The organism is Planctomicrobium aquicomposti (assembly GCF_051466325.1).
Lineage (GTDB): Bacteria > Planctomycetota > Planctomycetia > Planctomycetales > Planctomycetaceae > Planctomicrobium.
The window spans coordinates 4,514,860-4,535,419 of the sequence record NZ_CP195792.1; the positions used below are offsets into that span (position 1 = coordinate 4,514,860).

The window sequence follows — 20,560 nt, forward strand, 5'->3', positions numbered from 1 at the left end:
ACCCAGATTACGCCATCGACAGACTCTGGCAGGAAATCTGCAGGGATGGGCCGACGCCGTTGGTTGAGCCTGCAAATACGATACAATCACACGACAGCACAGAATGCGAAAAATTCGGTACGAACGGACCGGCATCCATCGCGTCAGAATCGGTGCCGGCCGCGGGAAGCGCTCACTGGACGCCGGAAAGATTGTGCCGAAGAATTGTCTGCCGAGTGCAGTTTCAGCGAGGAAGTAGCGGCGTGCGGAATTCTTGGCCTCACAGTCGAATCGGGGGATGGCTGTGCCTGTTTGTCACGGCGCTCAGTTCCGCGCTGTTCGCTGAACCGGTCACGGACTACAACGTCGCCATCGACTTCTACAAGAAGCAGCGCTGGCAGCTGGCGGCAGAAACCTGTGAAGAGTTTCTGACAAAGTATCCCGACCATGAACGGGCACCGACCGCGCGGCTGTACCTCGCACAATCGCTGGTTCATCTCCGGAAGTTCGCAGAAGCCCGCCAGCAGTTTCGTCTCTTTCTGCAGAATGCCGATGGTCACGCCGACCGGGCGCTCGCGGTTTACCGGATCGGCGAGTGCAGTTTTCTGATCGGCGACTATCAGGCCGCCAAGGAAGACCTGCAGGCATTTCTGCGGCAATATCAGGATCATGACCTCGCCGAATGGGCCATCCTCTATCTCGGGGAAACCTATCTGCGGCTGAATGACTATCCCCGTGCCACGCAGATGTTCGAACTCTCCCTGCGGCGGTATCCACAGGGGCGGCTGATCGATGATGTGGAGTTCGGCCTCGCCAAATCTCTGGAGGCGGCCGGCAACCGCGAAGGAGCGGTGGCGGTCTATCAGCGGGCCGCTGAACGAGCCGGTAACCCCCGCGCAGCCGAGTCGCTGTTCAATGTCGGCGCCAAGTTCTTCGATGACGAAAAATTCGCCGACGCGGCAGCGACCTTCCAGCAGATTCCCGAACGATTCCCGCAAAGCAGTCTTGCTCCCCTCGCCGCATTGAACGCCGGCTATGCCCGGTTCCGCAGCGACCAGTTCTCCGAGGCGATCGAGCAGTTCGAGAAAGCCGCTCAGGATCCCACGCAACAGGCAGCAGCCCGGTTCTGGATCGGCCTGAGCCAGAAAGCACTCGGCAATTACGCCGAGGCATCGCGCACGTTCGCCACCTCCTGGCAAAGCCAGCCGGATCAGCCCTACGGGGAACGTCTGACCCTGCAATGGGGAGACAGTGAGCTGCGGCAGGGAAATCCCGAACAGGCGGTCGATCTCTTCCTGCGCGTCGTCAGCCGCTGGCCACAGGGGGAACTCGCCGATGACGCCCTGCATGCCGCAGGAGAGGCCGCCCTCAAAGCAGGCAAGATTGATCAGGCACTCGAACTGCACGAGCAGTTTGCACGGACGTTTCCGACAAGCCCCCTGAAGCTGGTCGACGATCTGCTGTTTGCCCGCATCCTGATCGCGAAGGGAGATGCCGCCTCCGCCACCGAAGCCCCCGCTCTCTACGAACAGGCGGCAACGATTCTCGCGCAGGTCCTGTCACGGTCCAACCTCGACCAGACCAAACGATTTGCCCGGCTGCAGTTGGCCCGCGCTTACGAGCGTCTGAAACGGGATGACGACGTCATTCGTGAACTCGATGGACTTCTCGCCGCTGACAAGGAACTGACCCCCGAAGAACGGTTTGATGCCCTGCTGGTGCGCGGCAATGCCCGTTTGCGAGCGGGTCAGTTTGAGTCGGCTGGCAGCGACTACGCTCAGGCGGTCTCACTCGCCGCGAGCCCCGAGCATCAGCGGATCGCCCTGGCGGGTGAAGCGGCTGCCTGGTCTCAGACTCGCGACTGGGACAAAGTCCGGAACGCCCTGAAGCAACTCGCTCCTCTCGACCCGGCCGACACCCAGTTCGGACGGAGCGCTGTGGCGGCCGGCGACGCCGCCTTCGAAGTCCGCGACTGGGGGACGGCAGGTGAGTTCTTTTCTCTGGTCACCGCTCGCCATCCCCCCGGTCAATACCGACTCCCGGCGCTCTCAGGTCTTGCTCACACTCAATACGAGCGAAATGAATTCGCTGATGCGGCCAAGACATTCGAAGAGCTGCAGCTGCACAGCACGGAGGATCCGGTCCTCAATTCACATGCCGCTTATATGCATGCCGTGGCCCTGCGACAGGCGGGCGACCTGAATGGAGCGCTGGCAGCATATCAGGGAATGATCCACCGCTTCCGGAAAGTCAGCCTCCCAGCAGCGGAACAGCAACAGGCAATCACGCTGAACCTTTCCCGCAGCGCCAAGGGCGGGGCCCGCGTTGCCCGCGAACTGAACGAACGGCAGACCGCCGACGCACTCTACGAAGTCGCGTTCCAGCAGACCAAAAAGCTCCCGCCGGGAGACGATGCGGAACTCGACAAACTGATCAACGAATGGGCAGATCTCAGCTACAACGCCAAGGATTATCAACGTTCTGACGAGCTGTATTCCCTGCTCGTCAAGGAATGTCCGGACAGTCCTCTCGCCGACGACGCCAAACTGATTCTGGCGGAAAGCCTGCGGTTCGGCGGGAAGATCGAAGAGTCGAGGCAGGCCTTTGAAGAGCTGGCGAACTCCACCGCGAGCGACAACTTTGTGCAGCAGCGGGCGCTGGTGCATCTGCTCGATCTGGCCACCGAACGCTCGGACTGGACGAGCGTGCTGCAGCTGTCCGACCGCCTCTCGACGCAGCATCCGGATTCGGCTCAGACGAACTACGCCGCCTATCGTCGCGGCGAGGCACTGCTCCAGACCCGCAAATACGAAGAAGCCGCCGCGGAACTGCAGGCCCTGAAAGAAAAACTGACCATCACCACCCAGACACCTCCCGCCTGGTGGCTGGAGACCTGGCTGCTTCTCGCCGAGGCCCAGCTGGCTCTCAAAGATTATCCCGGGGTGGAAGCGACAGTCGCTGACCTCCGCACGCGTGCTCCCGAGGCTCCGAACCTGTACCGCGCCGATCTGGTGCTGGGCCGGAGCTTCGACAACCGCGCCCTCTTCGACGAGGCCCGCGCCGCGTACACGCGGGTGATCGAGTCCAAAACCGGCCAGGGGACGGAAACTGCCGCCGAAGCACAATTTCGTATTGCTGAATCGTTCCTGAAACAGAAGAATCCAGCTGCGGCACTGAAAGCGTATTATAAGGTTTATGTGGGCTATGATGCCCCCCGCTTCAAAGCCGCAGCCCTGTTTCAGGCTGCCACCTGTGACCTCGCCCTGAAGAATCAGGCGGAAGCAGTCGAATCTTATAAGACACTGATCTCTGAGTTTCCCGAGAGTGAGTACGCCGCTCAGGCCCGGCTTCGCCTGCAGGAACTCGGATCCCCCTCAGCAGCCAGACAGCCTGAGACCCCCTGACGGAAATCCGGCTCATGGACAGAAGAACGCACCTTTGCCTGCTGCTGACAGCCGTGCTGCTGACGGTACCGCAGGCCCTGCCCGCACAGGCCCCCGGTCCCGGTAACTCACCCGCAACCTCGCCGTCCTCCCCGAACGCTACGGAAGCGCCGGGGCAGCCCTCCGCGACTGCCGGTGAGAAACCGGCCACTCCCGGACGATCGATCCCGACGAATATCATCCAGATGGCACAGGCGCTGGGGATCTGGATCTTTCCGTTCGCCATCGCGACGCTGGTCGCCGTCTGGTGCACCACCGAACGACTGGTGGTGTTGCGACGAGGCCGCGTGATTCCGCGTCCCTTCGTGCAACGGTTCCTGCGCCTGCTTGAGGATGGCCAGCTCAACCGCGAAGAAGCCCTGCAGATCTGTGAAGAGAACGGCAGCCCCGTCGCTTCCATTTTTGCACACGGGGTCCGCAAATGGGGGAAGCCGAGCGTCGAAGTCGAACAGGCGATCATCGACGGAGGAGAGCGGCAGATCAGCCTGCTCCGCAAACATCTCCGGCTGATCAACGGTGTCGCGACACTCGCCCCCCTGCTCGGCCTGCTGGGCACGGTCTGGGGGATGCTGGAATCGTTCGACCGCATTGCGTCCGCGGGGGCGATGGGACGGACGGAAGATCTCGCCTCGGGGATCGCACTTGCGCTGGTCACGACCGCAACCGGACTCGGTATCGCGATTCCCTCGCTGGCGGTGTACATGTACCTCGCCGGCCGCATTGATACGCTCGTCACCGAGATGGATGAGCTGGGGCAGAAGGTGGTGAATGCGATCTCGGGAGAAGCCCTCTCCGAGCGAACCACCCGCCCGCGAAAGCTCGCCAAAGACAAAGAGGAAGGGACTCAAAAGCGGGCCATCTGACCCAACTCCTGAGCCCCTCGACTGCACTTCCCGCCCGAGGACCTTGGGGCATGCTAGTCATCCGGCGGTCGGCGGACAGACTGGACACGCCCTTCGTCGGCCGGAGTCAAAAGTTCCCGGACGTTGCTTCCACGGTGCACATCCCTGTGCCACGTGACGACTCGCGATGAAGGGAGCGTCGCGGCCATCCCTGGCTTTTCCGGGGCAGAATGAAAAGCCGGAAAACAACATCCGGGAACCGGATTCAGCAGCAGCAACAGTCAGAGCGGGATTCGGAATGCAGAAGTCGGCCCCGGAGCCCCCGGCTCCAGAGCATCTTCACTTCGATGTCCCCGCTCCCGCCATGCGGAATTGAGCATTCCTCACGCGAAACGGGTGTTGCGGGCCCGGGAAAGAGCAACCTGCTCTAAGCCCCGGTCACTTTGGTGACGAACGCCGTATCCACGGCACTCACCCCACCGAAGTAACGGGCCTTCACCCGCAGCACCACATCGCGATCGAACGCCGCAGCGCTTTCGGTCCGTTGCAGGAACGTCTGCACCGGCCAGATCTCGGTCCACAGAAACTGCCGTTTGAAGTCCCCCAGGTACCAGCTGCTGGTGGCGGCCCCTCCCTGTTCATCGATGAAGGGAGAACTGAGCACCTCGAGCATGTTGTGCACCGGATTGGCCACATGCGTTTCACCCGCATCCGTGCTGACCTGAATTTCGGTCGAGTGAATGATACTGCGCGCGGTTCCCCGCAGCTTCTCGGGAACCAGCAGCTGTTTCGCCGGAACCACCACCGGACGGGGGCTGCCGTCGGTCCGGTCATCGAGCACCTGGGTCGCGCGGTAATAGAGCGCGGTCTCGATGTCGGTCCAGTTTTCCAGCGCCACCGCCGCATTGAAGCTGCTGGAGGTCGTGTTCCCGGAGCCAATGTAATTGCGATGGGACCCGTTGGAGAGGTACAGGGCCTTGCCGACACCTGCGGGACGATAGACATAGCGCCCCGCCGACGAATCGGCATCGGTGCAGGCGCGGACAATGGTCCGCTCCCGTTCCTGCCGCAACGCGTATCCCAGGGCCATCGCGCGGCGGTGAATTTCACCGGTCTGATCGAACGCGATCAGTTCTTCATTGATGCTGAGAATGCGTCCCTGCTTCGATTCCTGCGAAGTGACATACTTTTCTTCGAAGCTCGACTCTTCATAGGGATGGCCTTCCGCCACTTCGGTCGGCCCCGACAGCGCACGGAATCCGGCGATCCGGGTATTGCGATAGCGGCTGGGAATCACCGTCACCAGTTTGTCGCCGATGAACCCGCTGTCGTCGTCGTACCCTTCCAGCACCTTGCGCCCGATCAGCTCTCCCGTGACGATCTGGAACAGATGGCTGCCGAGTCCCGGATTCGATTCCTGAAGCACCTGATTGACCGCATCGGCTGAAGAGAGTGGCCGATCCAGCAGCAGGCTCGATTCCCGCAGCGACCGCAGCCGCGGGAGCACACCGCAGGCATCCGCCAGTTCATGGTACGAGAAATCATCAGGGGTCAGCTTGCGCTCATTCAGCAGTTCGACCACCTTGTGGTAGAAGCCCGCCGAGCCCTGCGACTCAATCAACGACTTCAGGGATGTTCCGTGCATCAAAGACCTCGATAGGATGAAGTTTCAGAAATTTCACATCTGGTCAGACTGTCGTCGCCGTGCGGGGTCGCGCCTGCGATCAATCGCGACACGCCCTGCGCGGGCAGCGGAAAGAGCAACCTGCTCCTGAGCACTCTGCTGTCAGCTCCCGTCCTCGCCACGCGGAGCAGCGCCCGCAATCAACCGAGACACGCGCTGCGCGGGCAGCGGAAAGAGCAACCTGCTCCTGAGCACTCTGCTGCCTGCTCCCGTCCTCGCCACGCGGAGCAGCGCCCGCAATCAACCGAGACACGCGCTGCGCGGGCAGCGGAAAGAGCAACCTGCTCCTGAGCACTCTGCTGTCAGCTCCCGTCCTCGCCACGCGGAGCAGCGCCCGCAATCAACCGAGACACGCGCTGCGCGGGCAGCGGAAAGAGCAACCTGCTCCTGAGCACTCTGCTGTCAGCTCCCGTCCTCGCCACGCGGAGCAGCGCCCGCAATCAACCGAGACACGCGCTGCGCGGGCAGCGGAAAGAGCAACCTGCTCCTGAGCACTCTGCTGTCAGCTCCCGTCCTCGCCACGCGGAGCAGCGCCCGCAATCAATCGCAACACGCGCTGCGCGGGCAGCGGAAAGAGCAACCTGCTCCTGAGCACTCTGCTGCCAGCCCCCGTCCTCGCCACGCGGAGCAGCGCCCGCAATCAACCGAGACACGCGCTGCGCGGGCAGCGGAAAGAGCAACCTGCTCTAGCCGATCGCAGCGTTGGTATTGGCGCTGTTGGTATGGAACGCCGATGCGAAGCAGACCCGCAGCGTGGTCGCCGCAGATGACGTATACTCCGCTGCTCGCGCAATAGCAGCTGCCGCCACCGCACCTTCCAGCTGCTTGCTCATCAGTGTGGATGAACTTTCATCGGGGCCGAGAGTCTGCCCCAGTTCGTAACTGGCGGAGGCGACATCAAACTCGTAGACACTGTCGGGACTGACATCGACCGAGATCGGAAACGTTTCTCCCGACGCCGAGGGCTGGTGCGCCACTCCCAGAAATTTGGCTGCAAACGCTCCCTGCGTGGTGGCGAGATTCGTATCCCAGGTGAACGCCGACGCCGGCTTGGCGTCATCCGTATCCAGCCACACCAGATCACCCGCCTCGATGACGGTGCCGGAATCGACACGCACCTTGCGTAAATGCACCTGACCGGAACGGAAGCGAAGTTTGTTCATGAGCTTTCTCCACAGGAGGGAATGGACAAAAGAAAAACGTTTCGCAGAGGGCAGAACCAGAATTAGCGGCTGCGAATGGCGCGGATGAAGACCTCATCGCCACTGGGGGGAACCGGAGGTTGTCGTTCCGTGCTTCGCACGATCCCCCCCACCCGTCGTCCCGGATTCAAGAGCGAGATGCGGTCGGCAATCAACGTCAGCCGCGCCTGCTCGTTGACTGCAGACAGCAGCTGTTCGCGGAAGCACTCCGTGATCGCTTCCGGAGGCAACCCTGAAGTCAACAACTGCTGATCAACCGCGCGCCGACGACGATCTTGCTGCAGCAGTGACTCCAGACGGAGCACCTCGCTCCGCAGAGAATCCCGTTCTGCCAGCAGGTGAGCGTGAGAGTGGAGACTCCCCTGGTCGCAGTGCGATGCTTCCGACAACGGCGGGCACGATTCACGGAAGGTGCTGGTCGTGGCGGGGTTGACCACAACATCAACCGACACCACCTCGGCAATCCGCTCGACCTGCAGTCCGTCTGCAGAACGCTGTGCCAGCACCACATGCGACATCCCAACTCCCGGCGTCTCCGACGACACCAGCGAGAGAAACATCTGCCCCGATTCCGTATCCAGAACCCGAATGTCTCCCCGGATGCGCCCCTCAACAAAGCGGGGCGAGACAATCGAACCGACGAGATCGCGGGTACTTCGTTCGCGCGGTCGCTGACGGTTTTCCGCATGATCCAGAAACACCGGCTTATCCGAGTACAGCAGAACCGCTTCTCGCAGAGCGGTCTCGGTATACGTATATCCGTTGCGGGAAGTCGTTCCGGCGATGGCCACATTGCGGACCAGGCGGGAATCGACATCAATTGCGAGATTGTCGTTCCAGCTTTGAGAATCTTCCGTCAGTGTGATTGGCTGCATGCGAAAATTGCCCTCAGGAGGTCGTAAAACCATTACACTCCAAGAAGATGGGGTTGCGCGTCGCGTCAGCAATTCAGGAAATGCCGCCAAATTCCGTCGTGCTGGACAGATGCCGAATGCATGGGAACCGCTAAGATGTAGGGAGCGCGCGGAATTGCCAGAAGTACAGTTGTGAGGTAGGGTTCCCGCTACAATTCTCCCTGATCGAAACGATCACGGCACGAAATCCTTCAGCAGAGCGAGTGAATGACGGATTCGCGAAAATCCAGGAACAACGTGGAACCTGACGAGCAGAACGGGGAGAAAGCTCCCGGACGCAGCGGCTTTCCATTGTTTGTCACCATCATGATTGTCGGCCTGCTCGCGGTCTGGGGCTGGCAGACGTTCGTGGCCGCCTCAAATACCACCGTGGATTACACGTTCTTCATGCAGCAGCTGCAGAAGAAGAACGTTCGCGAAGCCACGATCTCATCCTTGACGCTCCGCGGCCACTGGAAAGACCTGGCCCTGGCGCGGCAAGACCTCAAGACCTATCTTGAGGAAAAGGAGCCAGCCTCTCCCGATGCCAAGAATGCCAAGCCCCGCAAGGACGAGTCCGCCAAGCTGACGGATCAGTTCGTCACCGAGATCCCTCCCTTCGAAGGTGACTATCTGCTGCGGCAGCTGCAGGCCAACGGTGCGCTCGGGGGAGCTAAGAACGACAACGTGTCGACGATGATGCTCCCCTCGTTGATCTACATGTTGCCGTTGCTGGCACTCAGTCTGTTTCTCTTCTTCGCCATGCGGCGATCCTCCGACCCGATGAACTCCGGCATGTTCGGCAGCTTCGTGCGCAGCCAGGCCAAGCGCTTCAAACCGAGCGAACAACGGACCACGTTCGACGATGTCGCCGGCATGGAACACGCCAAACGTGAGCTCGAAGAGATCGTTGAATTCCTGAAAGAGCCGACCAAGTTCCAGAAGCTCGGCGCCGAGATCCCCAAGGGGGTTCTGCTCGCAGGACCGCCGGGAACCGGAAAAACTCTCCTCGCCCGCGCCGTGGCTGGCGAAGCAGGCGTGCCGTTCTTCTCGATCAACGGCTCCGAGTTCATTCAGATGTTTGTCGGCGTGGGGGCCAGCCGTGTGCGGGACATGTTCCGCACCGCCAAAGAAAGCTCCCCCTGCATTCTCTTCATCGATGAGATCGACGCGGTCGGCCGGGTCCGTGGTGCCGGTGTCGGCGGCGGACACGACGAGCGGGAGCAGACACTCAATCAGATTCTCAGCGAAATGGACGGCTTTCAGGCCACGGAAGCGGTCATCGTCGTCGCAGCCACGAACCGGCCCGACGTTCTCGACCCGGCACTGTTGCGTCCCGGCCGCTTCGATCGTCACGTTTCTGTCGATCGCCCCAGCCGGCAGGGACGGGTCGGCATCCTGAAGGTCCATGTCCGCAAGGTCCCCCTTGGTCCCGACGTCAACCTCGAGGAAATCGCCAACAGCACGATCGGATTCTCCGGTGCCGATCTCCACAACCTCGTCAACGAAGCCGCCCTGCATGCCGCCCGCACCGGTAAGTCTCAGGTCGACCGTGAGGACTTCGAAGGGGCCCGCGACAAGATCATGATGGGCGTGCCGCGGGAAGAAGTGCTCAACGCCAAAGAGCGCCGCATGACCGCCTACCACGAAGCCGGCCACGCCCTGCTCGCCTGGCTGCTGCCGGAAGTCGACCCGGTTCACAAGGTGACCATCGTCCCGCGCGGCCGTGCTCTCGGTGTGACGCAACTCCTCCCGGAAGAAGACCGCTTTCACATGGGCGAAAGCCGTCTCCGCTCGCAGCTGGCGATGATGCTCGGGGGACGATCGGCAGAGAAGCTCGTGTTCGATGAGTATTCCGCCGGTGCCGAAGATGACCTCAACCGGGCCTCGCAGATTGCCCGTCGCATGGTCAGTGCCTGGGGGATGAGCGATGCCATCGGCCCGGTCGCCTACCGCGATGGCGAAGAGCATCCGTTCCTCGGTAAGGAAATTCACGAAGCCCGCAAATACAGCGAGCAGACGGCATTTCTGATCGACAAGGAAATGCAGAAGATTCTGCTGGAAGCCCAGGAGCGGGCGATCAGCGTTCTCGACGAAAACCGCGAGAGCCTGGATCGCATTGCCGACGCCCTGCTGGAACGGGAAATTATCTCACGCGAAGAGCTGCATGAACTGATCGGCCCCAAACGGGTTCTCGATCCGGATGAAGTCACCACGAGAGACTGATTCCGCTGCTGTCACACAGCCCGCTGCATTCCCCGCAGCGGGCTTTTTTGCTGCGCGGAAATCGACATCGCAATGAGACCTGCGGGTGGAGCCGCTCGAACTCTTTCTTCACTGTGTCTTGGGGGCCACTGCGGTGAAGACCATTGCCCAGAGCATTTTGTTTTTTGATCTACCCGTTCTTGCCACGCGGAAATGATTATTTCATCACACGAAACGCTTGCTGCGCGGGCACAGGAAAGAGCAACCTGCTCTCACAGGGCCCCACAACTTCGGGAGAAGGTCTCCCCTTCAGGAGTTTCACCTGCCGGGACGTGTATGGCAGAGTACGGAGTGTTTCGCTGCTGACGCGATGGACGCAGGCACTTGAAGATTCGCGCCGCTCCAGTGTCCGCAATCTTCGGTCACGTCTCTGAGGTTTGCCCCGCGGGCAGACTGAGGGTGAACCGGGTCCCTCGTCCCGGTTCGCTTTCACACTGAATGGTCCCACCGTGAGCCTCGATGATTTTCCGGACCGTTGGCAGCCCCAGTCCGCTCCCCGAGGGTTTCGTCGAGAAGAAGACGTCAAAGATCTTCTCCAGAGCCTTGGGAGCAATTCCGCAGCCGGTGTCGATGATCTCGAGGACGACCCGCTCTCCGCGCGTGAACGCCTGCAGTTCCACAACGCCCCCATGAGGCATCGACTGCTGCGCATTCAGTAACAGGTTGGTCAGGACCTGCCGGAACAGTCGACGATCAATCCGTACCTCAGGGAGATCCGCGGAAAGATGGGCCCGCACATCAATCCGGTGCTGTTCCGCTTCCGCCTTGTAGAACTCCAGAAAGCTGCGAAGCACCTCAGCCAGATCGACCTGCTCCAGCGTCAGTTCGCCGGCCCGGCTGAACTGCAGGAAGGCTTCGAGGACTTCATCCAGATGGCCGCATTCCTTTTGAATCGTCTTCAGCTTCCGCTGTATGCGGTGAACTGCCGGATGCTCCACCGATTCCAGCTCTTCAAAGAGCAATTCCAGATTCAGTCGAATCGTGGAGAGCGGATTGCGGACTTCATGTGCCAACCCGCCTGCGAGAGCGGCAATCTCATTGTACTGCCGTTCGAAGCGATCACTAACAGTCGGAGGGTTCGATGGATCCACAGGACACGTCCGCAGTGAGAAAATCAGCAGTTCCGCTGAATGATAGGAAGATTTTCGTGGAGACTGAAGTGCGTGGAGACACGAGTCAGCGGAGTCACCAGCCGGTTTACCTCAGGAAGCGGCCGCTCAAGATTCCCAGGCCGTCCCTACAGAGGCTTATACGACGACGAGCAACGGAACGAGCATCAGCTCTGACATGGAACTCCACCTGCTGATCAACTACACGGAACCGTGCTTCACTTATCGCTCGCCGCTTCCAGAATATGAATCAAATCACTGACCTCTGGGATCGCCGAAGTCTTGACCCACAGGTTGAGGTGCAACGGTTGTTCCCCCGCAGGCTCCAATGACGTCCGTGACGGATTACCGGATGCATGCATGATCCCTGGATGTTCTGAGCAGAAATCCATCCACAATCTGTTGATGGCGGAAGTCACCGGCACGTTTGGAAAAACAAGATCGATGTGTTCTACCTCACCTGCAGCTTCAAGTACTGCGAGATGAAGTTCCAGCCGATCGGGTGGCTTCCAGAAGGAGCAGTTTAACTGGGAGTCAAAAGAGTAATTTTGCGGATCCATCCCCATCTCGTGAAATTTCTCGATTCGCATTCGGTGACCCGCCAAAGTCATTGGATACTCGGTCAATGAGAATCCCTGCGAATCAAGCAAAAATGGGGTTAGCAGACCCGCTCCATACACCACGACGAGCAGCAGCACGAGCTTCAGTTTTGACATGGAACTCCACCTGCTCATCCATTGCACGGAACACTGCGCTCCCATCATGACATAAAAAAAACCGGAGCCAAGCCCCGGTTTTCTTCAGCCAGCCATTACGGCTGTTATTCTTCTTCGCCGTCATCGTTGTCATCATCCTCCCCTGGCTCGGCAGCCTTGGGAGCCAGCAATGCCTTGCGGGAAAGCTTGACCCGGTTCTGGTCGTCGACCGCGATCACCTTGACCTCGATCATGTCTCCCTGCTTGACCACGTCGGCCACCGACTTGACGTAACCATCTGACAGCTCGCTGATGTGCAGCAGCCCGTCCTTGCCGGGAGCAATTTCCACGAACGCTCCGAAGTCCTTGATCGAGGTTACCTTGCCGGTGTAGACACGACCGACCTTGATCTCTTCGGTCAGCGCTTCCACGCGGGACAGGGCCAGCGAGCAGGATTCCTTGTTCGGACCGGCGATGGTCACCGTGCCGTCGTCGACGATGTCGATCTGCGTTCCCGATTCTTCCTGGATCGCGCGAATCATCTTGCCGCTCGGGCCGATGACCAGACCGATTTTCTCCGGATCGATCTTGATGCTGACGATTCGCGGAGCACTCTCCGGCAGTTCCGGACGGGGACGACGAATCGTCGTCAGGATCTGGCGAAGCAGTTCACGACGGGCATTGCGGGCCTGATCGAGTGTCGCCCGAATGATCTCTTCATTGATCCCGTCATTCTTCAGGTCGAGCTGGATTCCGGTGATCCCCTTCTGGGAGCCGGCCACCTTGAAGTCCATATCGCCGAAGTGGTCTTCATCACCCATGATGTCGGTCAGGGTGATGAACTTGTCACCTTCCTTCACCAGGCCGATAGAAATCCCAGCCACGGGCTGGGTGATCGGCACCCCGGCAGCCATCAGTGCCAGAGTCGCACTGCAGACCGAAGCCATTGAGCTGCTGCCGTTCGATTCCGTGATGTCGGAAATCACGCGAACCGTGTAAGGGAAATCTTCCTTCTTGGGCATTACCGGCTCAACGGATCGCTGCGCCAGTGCTCCGTGACCGATTTCCCGGCGACCCGGACCGCGGATCGGGCGAACTTCGCCGACCGAGTACGAGGGGAAGTTATAGTGCAGGTAAAACGATTCGCTGGACTCTTCGAGCAGGCTGTCAACCCGCTGTGCATCGCGGACACTCCCGAGCACCACGGTGGCCAGAGACTGCGTTTCACCGCGAGTGAACAGAGAAGAGCCGTGCACGCGGGGGAGGACGTCGACCTGGCAATCGATCTTCCGCAGCTCAGTGGAAGAGCGACCATCGAGCCGCTTGTTCGCCAGAGTCAGCTCACGGCAGATCTGGTTGTCGACGGTGTGGAAGGCGTCCTTGAGCTGGGCCTTGGTACGGCCGTCCGGAAGAACGTCTACCCCTTCCGGGAAGTACTTGGCGATCAGTTCATCGCGGACGGCAGCGGTCTGGGAGGAACGCTCCGCCTTCTTGGTATTCTGACGGGAAGCCCGAATCTTGCTGCCCGCTTCTTCCCGCACGATCTTGACGAACGGGTTCTCGGCGGGGGGGACAAATTCGAACTTCGGCTTGCCGAGCTTGCGGACCAGTTCGGCCTGCAGGTCACAGATTTCGATGATGGCCCGATGCCCGAACATCAGTGCGTCGGCCATCTGGTCTTCCGGAATCTGATGGCCGAAGCCTTCGATCATCAGCACCGAGGTCCGGCTTCCGGCCACCACCAGGTCGAGCGTGCTGTTCTTCAGCTCTTCGACGGTCGGCATCAGCACGAACTTGTTGTCGATCAGGCCCACCCGTACAGCTCCGATCGGACCGCCAAAGGGGAGCGGAGCGATCATCAGTGAAGCGCTGGAGGCGGTGATCGACCAGACGTCCGGGTCATTCTGATCGTCATAGGACATGACGTTGACCTGGATTTGCACCTCGTCGATGAACCCTTCCGGGAAGAGCGGGCGGATGGGGCGGTCGGTCAGACGGGCGGTCAGAATTTCACGCTGCGTCGGCCGGCCTTCGCGTTTCAGAAACCCGCCGGGGAAGCGACCTGCGGCAGCCAGACGTTCGCGGTAATCAACAGTCAGCGGGAAGAAGTCCTGACCGGGTCGGCTGGGTCCGGTTTGAGCGGCGGCGAACACCGTGGTTTCGCCATACTGGAGCATCACTGCTCCACTCGCCTGCTTGGCGATCTCGCCGGTGGTCAAAGTCAGTGTCCGACCGGCAAACTCTCGAGAAACTTGTACTTTCACAGTTATTTCCTACTACTTTTTCCTACGACCACCCAACAACGACTTTCTTGACCACTTCAGGACGACGAGAGACAGCACAGTTGTCGCCACGACAGCCGGACCGGGAAAGCCTTGATTACGGTCCACAAAACAAGAAGGTGAATGCAACAAACAGTCACGACAAATAAGCACAACAAATAAGCCCTGTCCGCCAGACGGGCGACAGGGCGTGAACTCGGAAAGCTGAACTGGACCCGGACTCGCAAGACCGGGCCAACTCTTCCCGGAAGGCAACGCCCCAGATTACTTGCGGATCCCCAGACGGCCGATCAGGTCGACATAGCGGGCCGCATCCTGGCTTTTCACATAGTCCAGCAGACGACGGCGACGGCTCACCATCATCAGCAGCCCACGGCGACCGGCATGGTCTTTCACGTGGCTCCGCAAATGGCCCGTCAGCAGATTGATCCGCTCGGTGAGGACGGCAATCTGCACATCGGGTGAACCAGTATCTTCACCCGAACGCTGGAACTCATTGATCAACTTGGCCTTACGCTCTTTTGTAACCGACATCCCTCGCGCTCCTGCGCCTCAATCACGGCGCTCGCCGCCAGCCTGACTGGCGGATTCCAAATGACTTTATCTCTTGAATCAGGTCGCAAACTGTAACAGGTTCTCGTCTCGATTCAACACTGACCGTTCCCTCCCCCCGGCGAATCCCAAACTTTTGGCGGCCCCTGCGTCAGAAACGCCTGTTGCCAGCCTTTCGCGACACACATTTTTGCCGGTTCACGGGTATTAGACTGAAGGGTTTGACATTCCCGCTACGGCAATTTGCCCGGCCCGCGGCGGCAACATATACTCGAATTGAGTGAAACCCGTTCTGCAAAAACGGTTTGCGACATCTCCGCACGGGAGTGATAGCATGGAACGTCTGCGGAAAGAGCTCCCCTCCTGGGGTCTCAGCCTGTTTCTCAACCTCAGCGTCCTGCTGACGTTTCATTTTTTCGCATTCGAACCCCGCTCCGAATCGACACTGACCACGACCCTCGACAGTGTGGTGGAGGATGTCATCCCCGAGGAAAACCTGAGCTTCACCGAAGCGCCGCTCCCCCAAGCAGCGGGGAATGAGGGCTCATTGGCCTCTCTCTCGTCGACCGTCCGCAGCGCGACTTCGCTCAGCCCTGGGGACATCCCCCTCCAGGAGCGGGTGGAGCAGATTCTCAATCCCGAAATGCCGCAACTGGCCGAGGCGTCTCTGATCCGGTTGGGGGGCAATATCGTCCAGCAGGTGCAGGTCAAAGGTCAAAGCGATGACACTCCCGGCGGAATCCAGGGGGCGATGGACCGGGTGGCCTACGAAGTCCGCCAATCCCTGCGCGACCGAAAAACGCTCGTGATCTGGCTGTTTGATGCCTCGGGTTCCCTGAAAGACCGTCGGGAAGCCATCGCGGACCGCTTTGACAACATCTACCGGCAACTCGGAGAGACCGGGACCACCGAAGGGCTGTATTCCGTCGTTGTCAGCTACGGAGCCTCATCCAACCTGCTGACCAAAGAGCCCCTGCAGGATGTCAGCAAACTCAGCGACATCGTCCGCAAGCAGATCAAGGAAGACAAAAGTGGTGCCGAGAATGTGTTCGGCACCGTCCGGCAGGTCCTCGATCAGTACCGCACCTTCCGACGATCGGAAGGCCCCTGGAACAAGATGATTTTCATCGTCACCGATGAACGGGGAGACGATGCCGACGAGCACCTCGAAGAAGTGATTTCACTGGCCAAACGTTCGCAGACCCGGGTCTACACTATTGGCAATGCCGCCGTTTTCGGCCGCAAGGAAGGTTACGTCCGCTGGACGTACGAGAATGGTGATGAAGAGGACATTGCGGTCGACCAGGGCCCGGAAACCGCGTTTCCTGACGGGATTCAACTCCCGTTCATCGGCAGCGGCAGTGACTGGCGACTGCGGCAGATGTCTTCCAGCTACGGCCCCTACGCACTAACTCGTCTCTGTTCGGAGACCGGCGGCCTGTATCTCATCACCGGGGATAGTCAGGGTTATAAGTTTGACCGCACCGTGATGCGGAGGTATTCCCCCGATTATCGCCCTGCCCGCCAGCAGGAGGCCGAAATCAAAAGTCACCCCGCGAAAATGGCGCTCGTCAGCGTGGCCAGCCTGACCTACGACCACAACCTCCCGCTGCCGCAACTCACCTTCCGCGCCTACAACGACGACATCCTTCGACGTGAAATTGCCGAAGCCCAGAAGCCTGTCGCGGAAATTGACTACGCCCTGCGACGGATGTTCGACATGCTCAGCTCCGGAGAAAGTGCCCGAAACTCTCTTAAAGAAGAACGCTGGCGAGCTGCGTTCGACCTCGCGATGGGTCGCATCCTGGCCATGCGGGTCCGCTATTTTGGTTACAACCAGATGCTCGCCAACATGAAGGTGTCCCCGCAGAAGTTCAAGGACGACAAGAGCAACATGTGGCGGCTGGTTCCTTCCGACCAGATCGATACCGGACCGCAGATGCGAAAAGCCGCCGAACAGGCCAAAGAATACCTGCAGCGGTGCATCAACGAGAACCCGGGAACCCCGTGGGCTTTGCTTGCCCAACGTGAGCTGAGTACCGACCTGGGCTGGTCCTGGAAAGAATACAGCGAGCCGATCCCTGGCTCCGACAGATTGCGAGCCTCGGAACCGGAAGTCGCCCGTCTGTTGCTGGCCGATGAACAGCGTCGACAGAATCGTCCCAGGAAACAGCGGCCCGAACACGAGCGCCCGAAGCTGTAGTCAGATTCGACTGTCGCCAAAATGCCCGCAGTCGCCAAGATCACCGCCGCGACTCTCGACGGTGCGCAATGAAAAACCGCATGGCGTTCAACTTGTGAACACCATGCGGTTTGCAGTTTCTGGGGACTTGAAAACCGGCTGAGAGCATTCTGACTTTTGATTGCTCCGTCATCGCCACGCGGAAGTCAGCATTTCAATTTACGAAACGCTGGCTGCACGGGCACAGGGAAGTGCCACCTGCTCTAGCGGTACCCACCGAAGCAACCTCCGGTCTGATGACCACCGTACCCACCAAACCCGCCGTATCCCCCGTATCCCCCATATCCGCCGTGCCCACCCTGGTACCCGCCATATCCACCGAAGCCGCCGTGGCCTCCCTGATATCCACCGTACCCGCCATATCCGCCGTGGCCACCATTGTGACCACCGTACCCCCCATACCCACCCTGACTTCCCCCCCAGCCACCACTCTGGTGCTGACTGCCCCAGCCACCACTCTGGCTCGGGTTCCCACCATATCCCCCTCCCATGTTCCCACCGGGAGTCGTTCCGTATCCCCCGCCCCAACCGGCTGCCTGAACAGTCGTGGCAGCAGCGAAAGTGGCAACAGTCACCAGTCCGAGTGCGGTCAGCTTGAGTGAAGTCTTCATGTCTTGGTCTCCTTTGTGTTGAGCAAACCGAGTGGATGGGGCTCATCTCACTTTTTTGTTTGCTGAGGTTGTTGTTTGTGTCTTCACCTTTCTCAACGGAGAACTCACGCCGATCGGACAGGATTCGGTAGACGGTACCGGCAATTTCTGCCGATTAGCCGGACGGGAAAACACAACTTGTTCCAACAACGACACTTACACTGCACCCTCTCCTCCCGGGCCAGCCCTGCGACGGAACATTGAAAGTGGAAAAGCCGCAGAACGGCACGCCACAGTCGTCAGAAACAACACCCACGCCCGTCCAGCGGACCCTGGCAGTGACTGCATGGTTTTTTCACACCTCCTCTTGTCCGGCCGGAACGGGTGGGAGAAACTCAACGACGATATGCATCCTCCGGGCGAGTCCCCCGCTCCCGACTCTGCTCACGCCTGCTGAAACACCGATCGGACGGGCCTCATGATCGAACGCATTACGGACTGGACCAGGACCCCCTGGGGGACGGCGGTCTCACTGTTCACGCTGAAAAACGAGTTTCTGCAGGTCCGGCTCACCGACGTCGGAGCAGCCTTGGTCAGCCTGGAGACGCCGGACCGCTGGGGGAACTGGCGAAACATCACCGTCTCCGCCCCCCAGGCGGACTACTACCTCTCCAACCCCTCCTATCTGGGAGCCACCGTCGGCCGCTTCGCCAACCGCATTGGCCGTGGTGAATTCTGGCTGGAAGGGAAACGCTATCAGCTGGCCACGAACAATGGCTCCAATCATCTGCATGGTGGGCTGCGAGGCTTTACTCATGCCCACTGGCACGCAGAGCCGACCGAACAGAGCGTCACCTTCCGGCTGCTCAGCCCTGATGGCGATGAGGGCTATCCCGGCAATCTCAACACCTCAGTCACCTACACGCTGAATCAGAACGAACTGCTGATTCAATACTCCGCCCGCAGCGATGCACCGACCGTGATCAACCTGACCAATCACACCTATTGGAATCTCGCGGGAGGCGGATCAATACTCGATCACCAGCTGGAGCTCTGGTCCGATCTCTATCTCGAGGCCGACGCCGACGTCCTGCCGACCGGACGGATGCTGGATGTCGCCAACACTCCCTTCGAGTTCCGGTATTCCCACCGGATCGGCGATTTCATCGACCAGATTCCTCCCGGTTACGACCACTGCTTCCTCATCCGCAACTGGAACAGCACACTCCTGCTCGCGGCCAAGGTCATCGATTTCAGTTCCGGCCGGGTGATGGAAGTCCACACGACGACGCCGGGCGTGCAGCTCTACACCGCGAATCACTTCGATCGTTCAGAACAGAGTGCGGGGTTTGGCCAGCACGAAGCCTTTTGCCTCGAGTGCCAGCACTTCCCCGACTCACCGAATCAGCCGGAGTTTCCCGCCACGGCACTCCGTCCGGGAGAAGAATATCGTCAGGCGACAGCCTATCGCTTCTTCACGCAATGAGAGACACGACACCCGAGCGCGATTCCCGCATGACTGCCGGTGAAGAGCTTGGGTACGGAGCAGCGACTGCTTACCGGGCCGTCTGCACTTCCTGTAGCTCGGTGGAGCGTGCGGTCCGCTTCCACTTGCCCGACTGCCGACGGGTCGCCCAGCGCCAGAAGCCGACCGCCAGTGCGGCGTTCATCCCGACGAACATGGAAGTCAGCTTCAACAGCCGGACACTGGCACCGTTGCCGGGGACAATGTGTGCGAGCCCGGCCACTGCATAAAACACCAACTGTCCCAGCAGCAGGGCGAAGTACCACGACGAGCCCGACGCCAGCACCAGATTGCTCAGCAGGGCAATCGCCATAAACAGCGGACAACACCACCGCAACACCTTGTGCGACCAGAACGCCACCGACACCATGCCATACGCCGGACTCAGCATCTGCCAGAGCCAGCAGAGGCTTTGAAATCCGCCGGCGCCGATGCGGGCCCGACGATGAAATTCCGCACCCATCGTCGGCGCAGTCTCTTCATGGGCCACGGCATCTTCATCAAATACCAGCTGCCGACCCTTACCGTAGATCCGCATGCCGATGAGAAAATCATCAACGATCGACTGGGGAGGGATCGGCTCCCAGAGTTCCCGACGGATGCAATAAATCGCCCCATTAAACCCCAGCAGCGCCCCCAGCTTCCCTTCATTCCGTTTCAGGAAGTTTTCGTACTTCCAGTAAGCCCCATCAACATTGGCTCCGGTCTCCGGGTCGGTGAGATACAACTGCCCGCAGACTCCCCCCACCTGGGGATCATCGAAATGGGCCACGATCCGCTTCAGGGCGTCCCGATCCCAGAACGTATTGGCATCGGAAAACGCCACGATCTCACCCCGTGCTTCCGACATGCAGTCATTCAGAACCGAGGGCTTGCCACGACGCTGGGGAAACTGCAGGAGCCGGACACGGCTGTCGTTCACCGTTTTCACCAGTTCCCCGGTCAGGTCCTCCTGTCCGTCGCAGCCAATCAGAATTTCGAGCCGGTCCGCGGGATAGTCCATCTGCAACGCATTGGCCACCCGCTGGAGGATCATTCCCTCCTCCTTGTAAGCCGCGATAATCAGCGTCACAAAGGGCCAGTCACCCGGGCTGCGTGCGGTGACGCTGCGATTCAGTCTGCGTCCAGCCAGTCGCGCGGCGAGTCCGAGCCCCAGCGGATAGAGCGCGTAGCTGTACAGGATCAACCCGACAGAAGCCCAGAACAGAATTTGCATCGCCATATTCATCTGCCAGTTGCTCGCAACGGTTCTTGATC

14 protein-coding genes are annotated in these 20,560 nt (G+C 60.1%); 5 read left to right on the forward strand and 9 right to left on the reverse strand.

The features are described 5' to 3' along the window. Positions 1-242: 242 nt before the first annotated feature. Positions 243-3,383, forward strand: a complete 3,141-nt coding sequence (locus tag SH664x_RS17390; protein ID WP_437203038.1) for a tetratricopeptide repeat protein — start codon at positions 243-245, stop codon at positions 3,381-3,383. Positions 3,384-3,397: 14 nt separating this feature from the next. Then, complete coding sequence (locus SH664x_RS17395) at positions 3,398-4,285, forward strand: MotA/TolQ/ExbB proton channel family protein (protein WP_437203040.1); 888 nt, start codon at positions 3,398-3,400, stop codon at positions 4,283-4,285. 406 nt (positions 4,286-4,691) lie between these two features. Here SH664x_RS17395 and SH664x_RS17400 read toward each other — a convergent pair whose 3' ends face one another. The 3 genes from SH664x_RS17400 to SH664x_RS17410 form a co-directional block, all read right to left on the reverse strand. Further along, positions 4,692-5,909, reverse strand: a complete 1,218-nt coding sequence (locus SH664x_RS17400; RefSeq protein WP_437203042.1) for a phage major capsid protein — start codon at positions 5,907-5,909, stop codon at positions 4,692-4,694. Between the two features lie 725 nt (positions 5,910-6,634). Further along, a complete protein-coding gene (locus SH664x_RS17405) occupies positions 6,635-7,111 on the reverse strand; it encodes a hypothetical protein (protein WP_437203043.1) in 477 nt (158 codons plus the stop codon). Between the two features lie 62 nt (positions 7,112-7,173). Continuing rightward, positions 7,174-8,025: a hypothetical protein gene (locus tag SH664x_RS17410; protein ID WP_437203044.1), complete on the reverse strand. Its 852-nt coding sequence runs from the start codon at positions 8,023-8,025 to the stop codon at positions 7,174-7,176. A gap of 345 nt (positions 8,026-8,370) precedes the next feature. On the opposite strand from SH664x_RS17410, the gene ftsH reads away from it, so the two are divergent. Further along, on the forward strand, positions 8,371-10,269 hold the full coding sequence (ftsH, locus tag SH664x_RS17415) for an ATP-dependent zinc metalloprotease FtsH (protein ID WP_437207259.1): 1,899 nt from the start codon (positions 8,371-8,373) through the stop codon (positions 10,267-10,269). A gap of 401 nt (positions 10,270-10,670) precedes the next feature. On the opposite strand, the gene SH664x_RS17420 is transcribed toward ftsH, so the two are convergent. The 4 genes from SH664x_RS17420 to rpsO form a co-directional block, all read right to left on the reverse strand. Next, positions 10,671-11,399 (reverse strand): sensor histidine kinase, encoded by a 729-nt coding sequence (locus SH664x_RS17420; RefSeq protein ID WP_437203046.1) that lies wholly within the window; start codon positions 11,397-11,399, stop codon positions 10,671-10,673. Positions 11,400-11,635: 236 nt separating this feature from the next. Next, entirely contained in the window at positions 11,636-12,133 is a 498-nt protein-coding gene (locus SH664x_RS17425; protein WP_437203048.1) for a hypothetical protein, read from the reverse strand. Between the two features lie 104 nt (positions 12,134-12,237). Next, a complete protein-coding gene (gene pnp, locus SH664x_RS17430; protein ID WP_437203049.1) occupies positions 12,238-14,376 on the reverse strand; it encodes a polyribonucleotide nucleotidyltransferase in 2,139 nt (712 codons plus the stop codon). Positions 14,377-14,658: 282 nt separating this feature from the next. Beyond that, positions 14,659-14,928 carry a 30S ribosomal protein S15 gene (gene rpsO / locus SH664x_RS17435; RefSeq protein WP_437203051.1) on the reverse strand — a complete coding sequence of 90 codons (270 nt, stop codon included), beginning with the start codon at positions 14,926-14,928 and terminating at the stop codon, positions 14,659-14,661. A gap of 352 nt (positions 14,929-15,280) precedes the next feature. On the opposite strand from rpsO, the gene SH664x_RS17440 reads away from it, so the two are divergent. Beyond that, positions 15,281-17,149, forward strand: a complete 1,869-nt coding sequence (locus tag SH664x_RS17440) for a vWA domain-containing protein (RefSeq protein ID WP_437203052.1) — start codon at positions 15,281-15,283, stop codon at positions 17,147-17,149. A gap of 242 nt (positions 17,150-17,391) precedes the next feature. Here SH664x_RS17440 and SH664x_RS17445 read toward each other — a convergent pair whose 3' ends face one another. Next, the gene (locus tag SH664x_RS17445; RefSeq protein WP_437203054.1) at positions 17,392-17,799 is read right to left on the reverse strand and encodes a hypothetical protein; all 408 of its coding nucleotides are present in this window, start codon (positions 17,797-17,799) and stop codon (positions 17,392-17,394) included. Positions 17,800-18,256: 457 nt separating this feature from the next. Between SH664x_RS17445 and SH664x_RS17450 the strand changes: the two genes are divergently transcribed. Beyond that, positions 18,257-19,264, forward strand: a complete 1,008-nt coding sequence (locus SH664x_RS17450; protein ID WP_437203056.1) for an aldose epimerase family protein — start codon at positions 18,257-18,259, stop codon at positions 19,262-19,264. Positions 19,265-19,334: 70 nt separating this feature from the next. Here SH664x_RS17450 and SH664x_RS17455 read toward each other — a convergent pair whose 3' ends face one another. Continuing rightward, on the reverse strand, positions 19,335-20,519 hold the full coding sequence (locus SH664x_RS17455; protein WP_437203058.1) for a glycosyltransferase family 2 protein: 1,185 nt from the start codon (positions 20,517-20,519) through the stop codon (positions 19,335-19,337). Between the last annotated feature and the right edge of the window lie 41 nt (positions 20,520-20,560).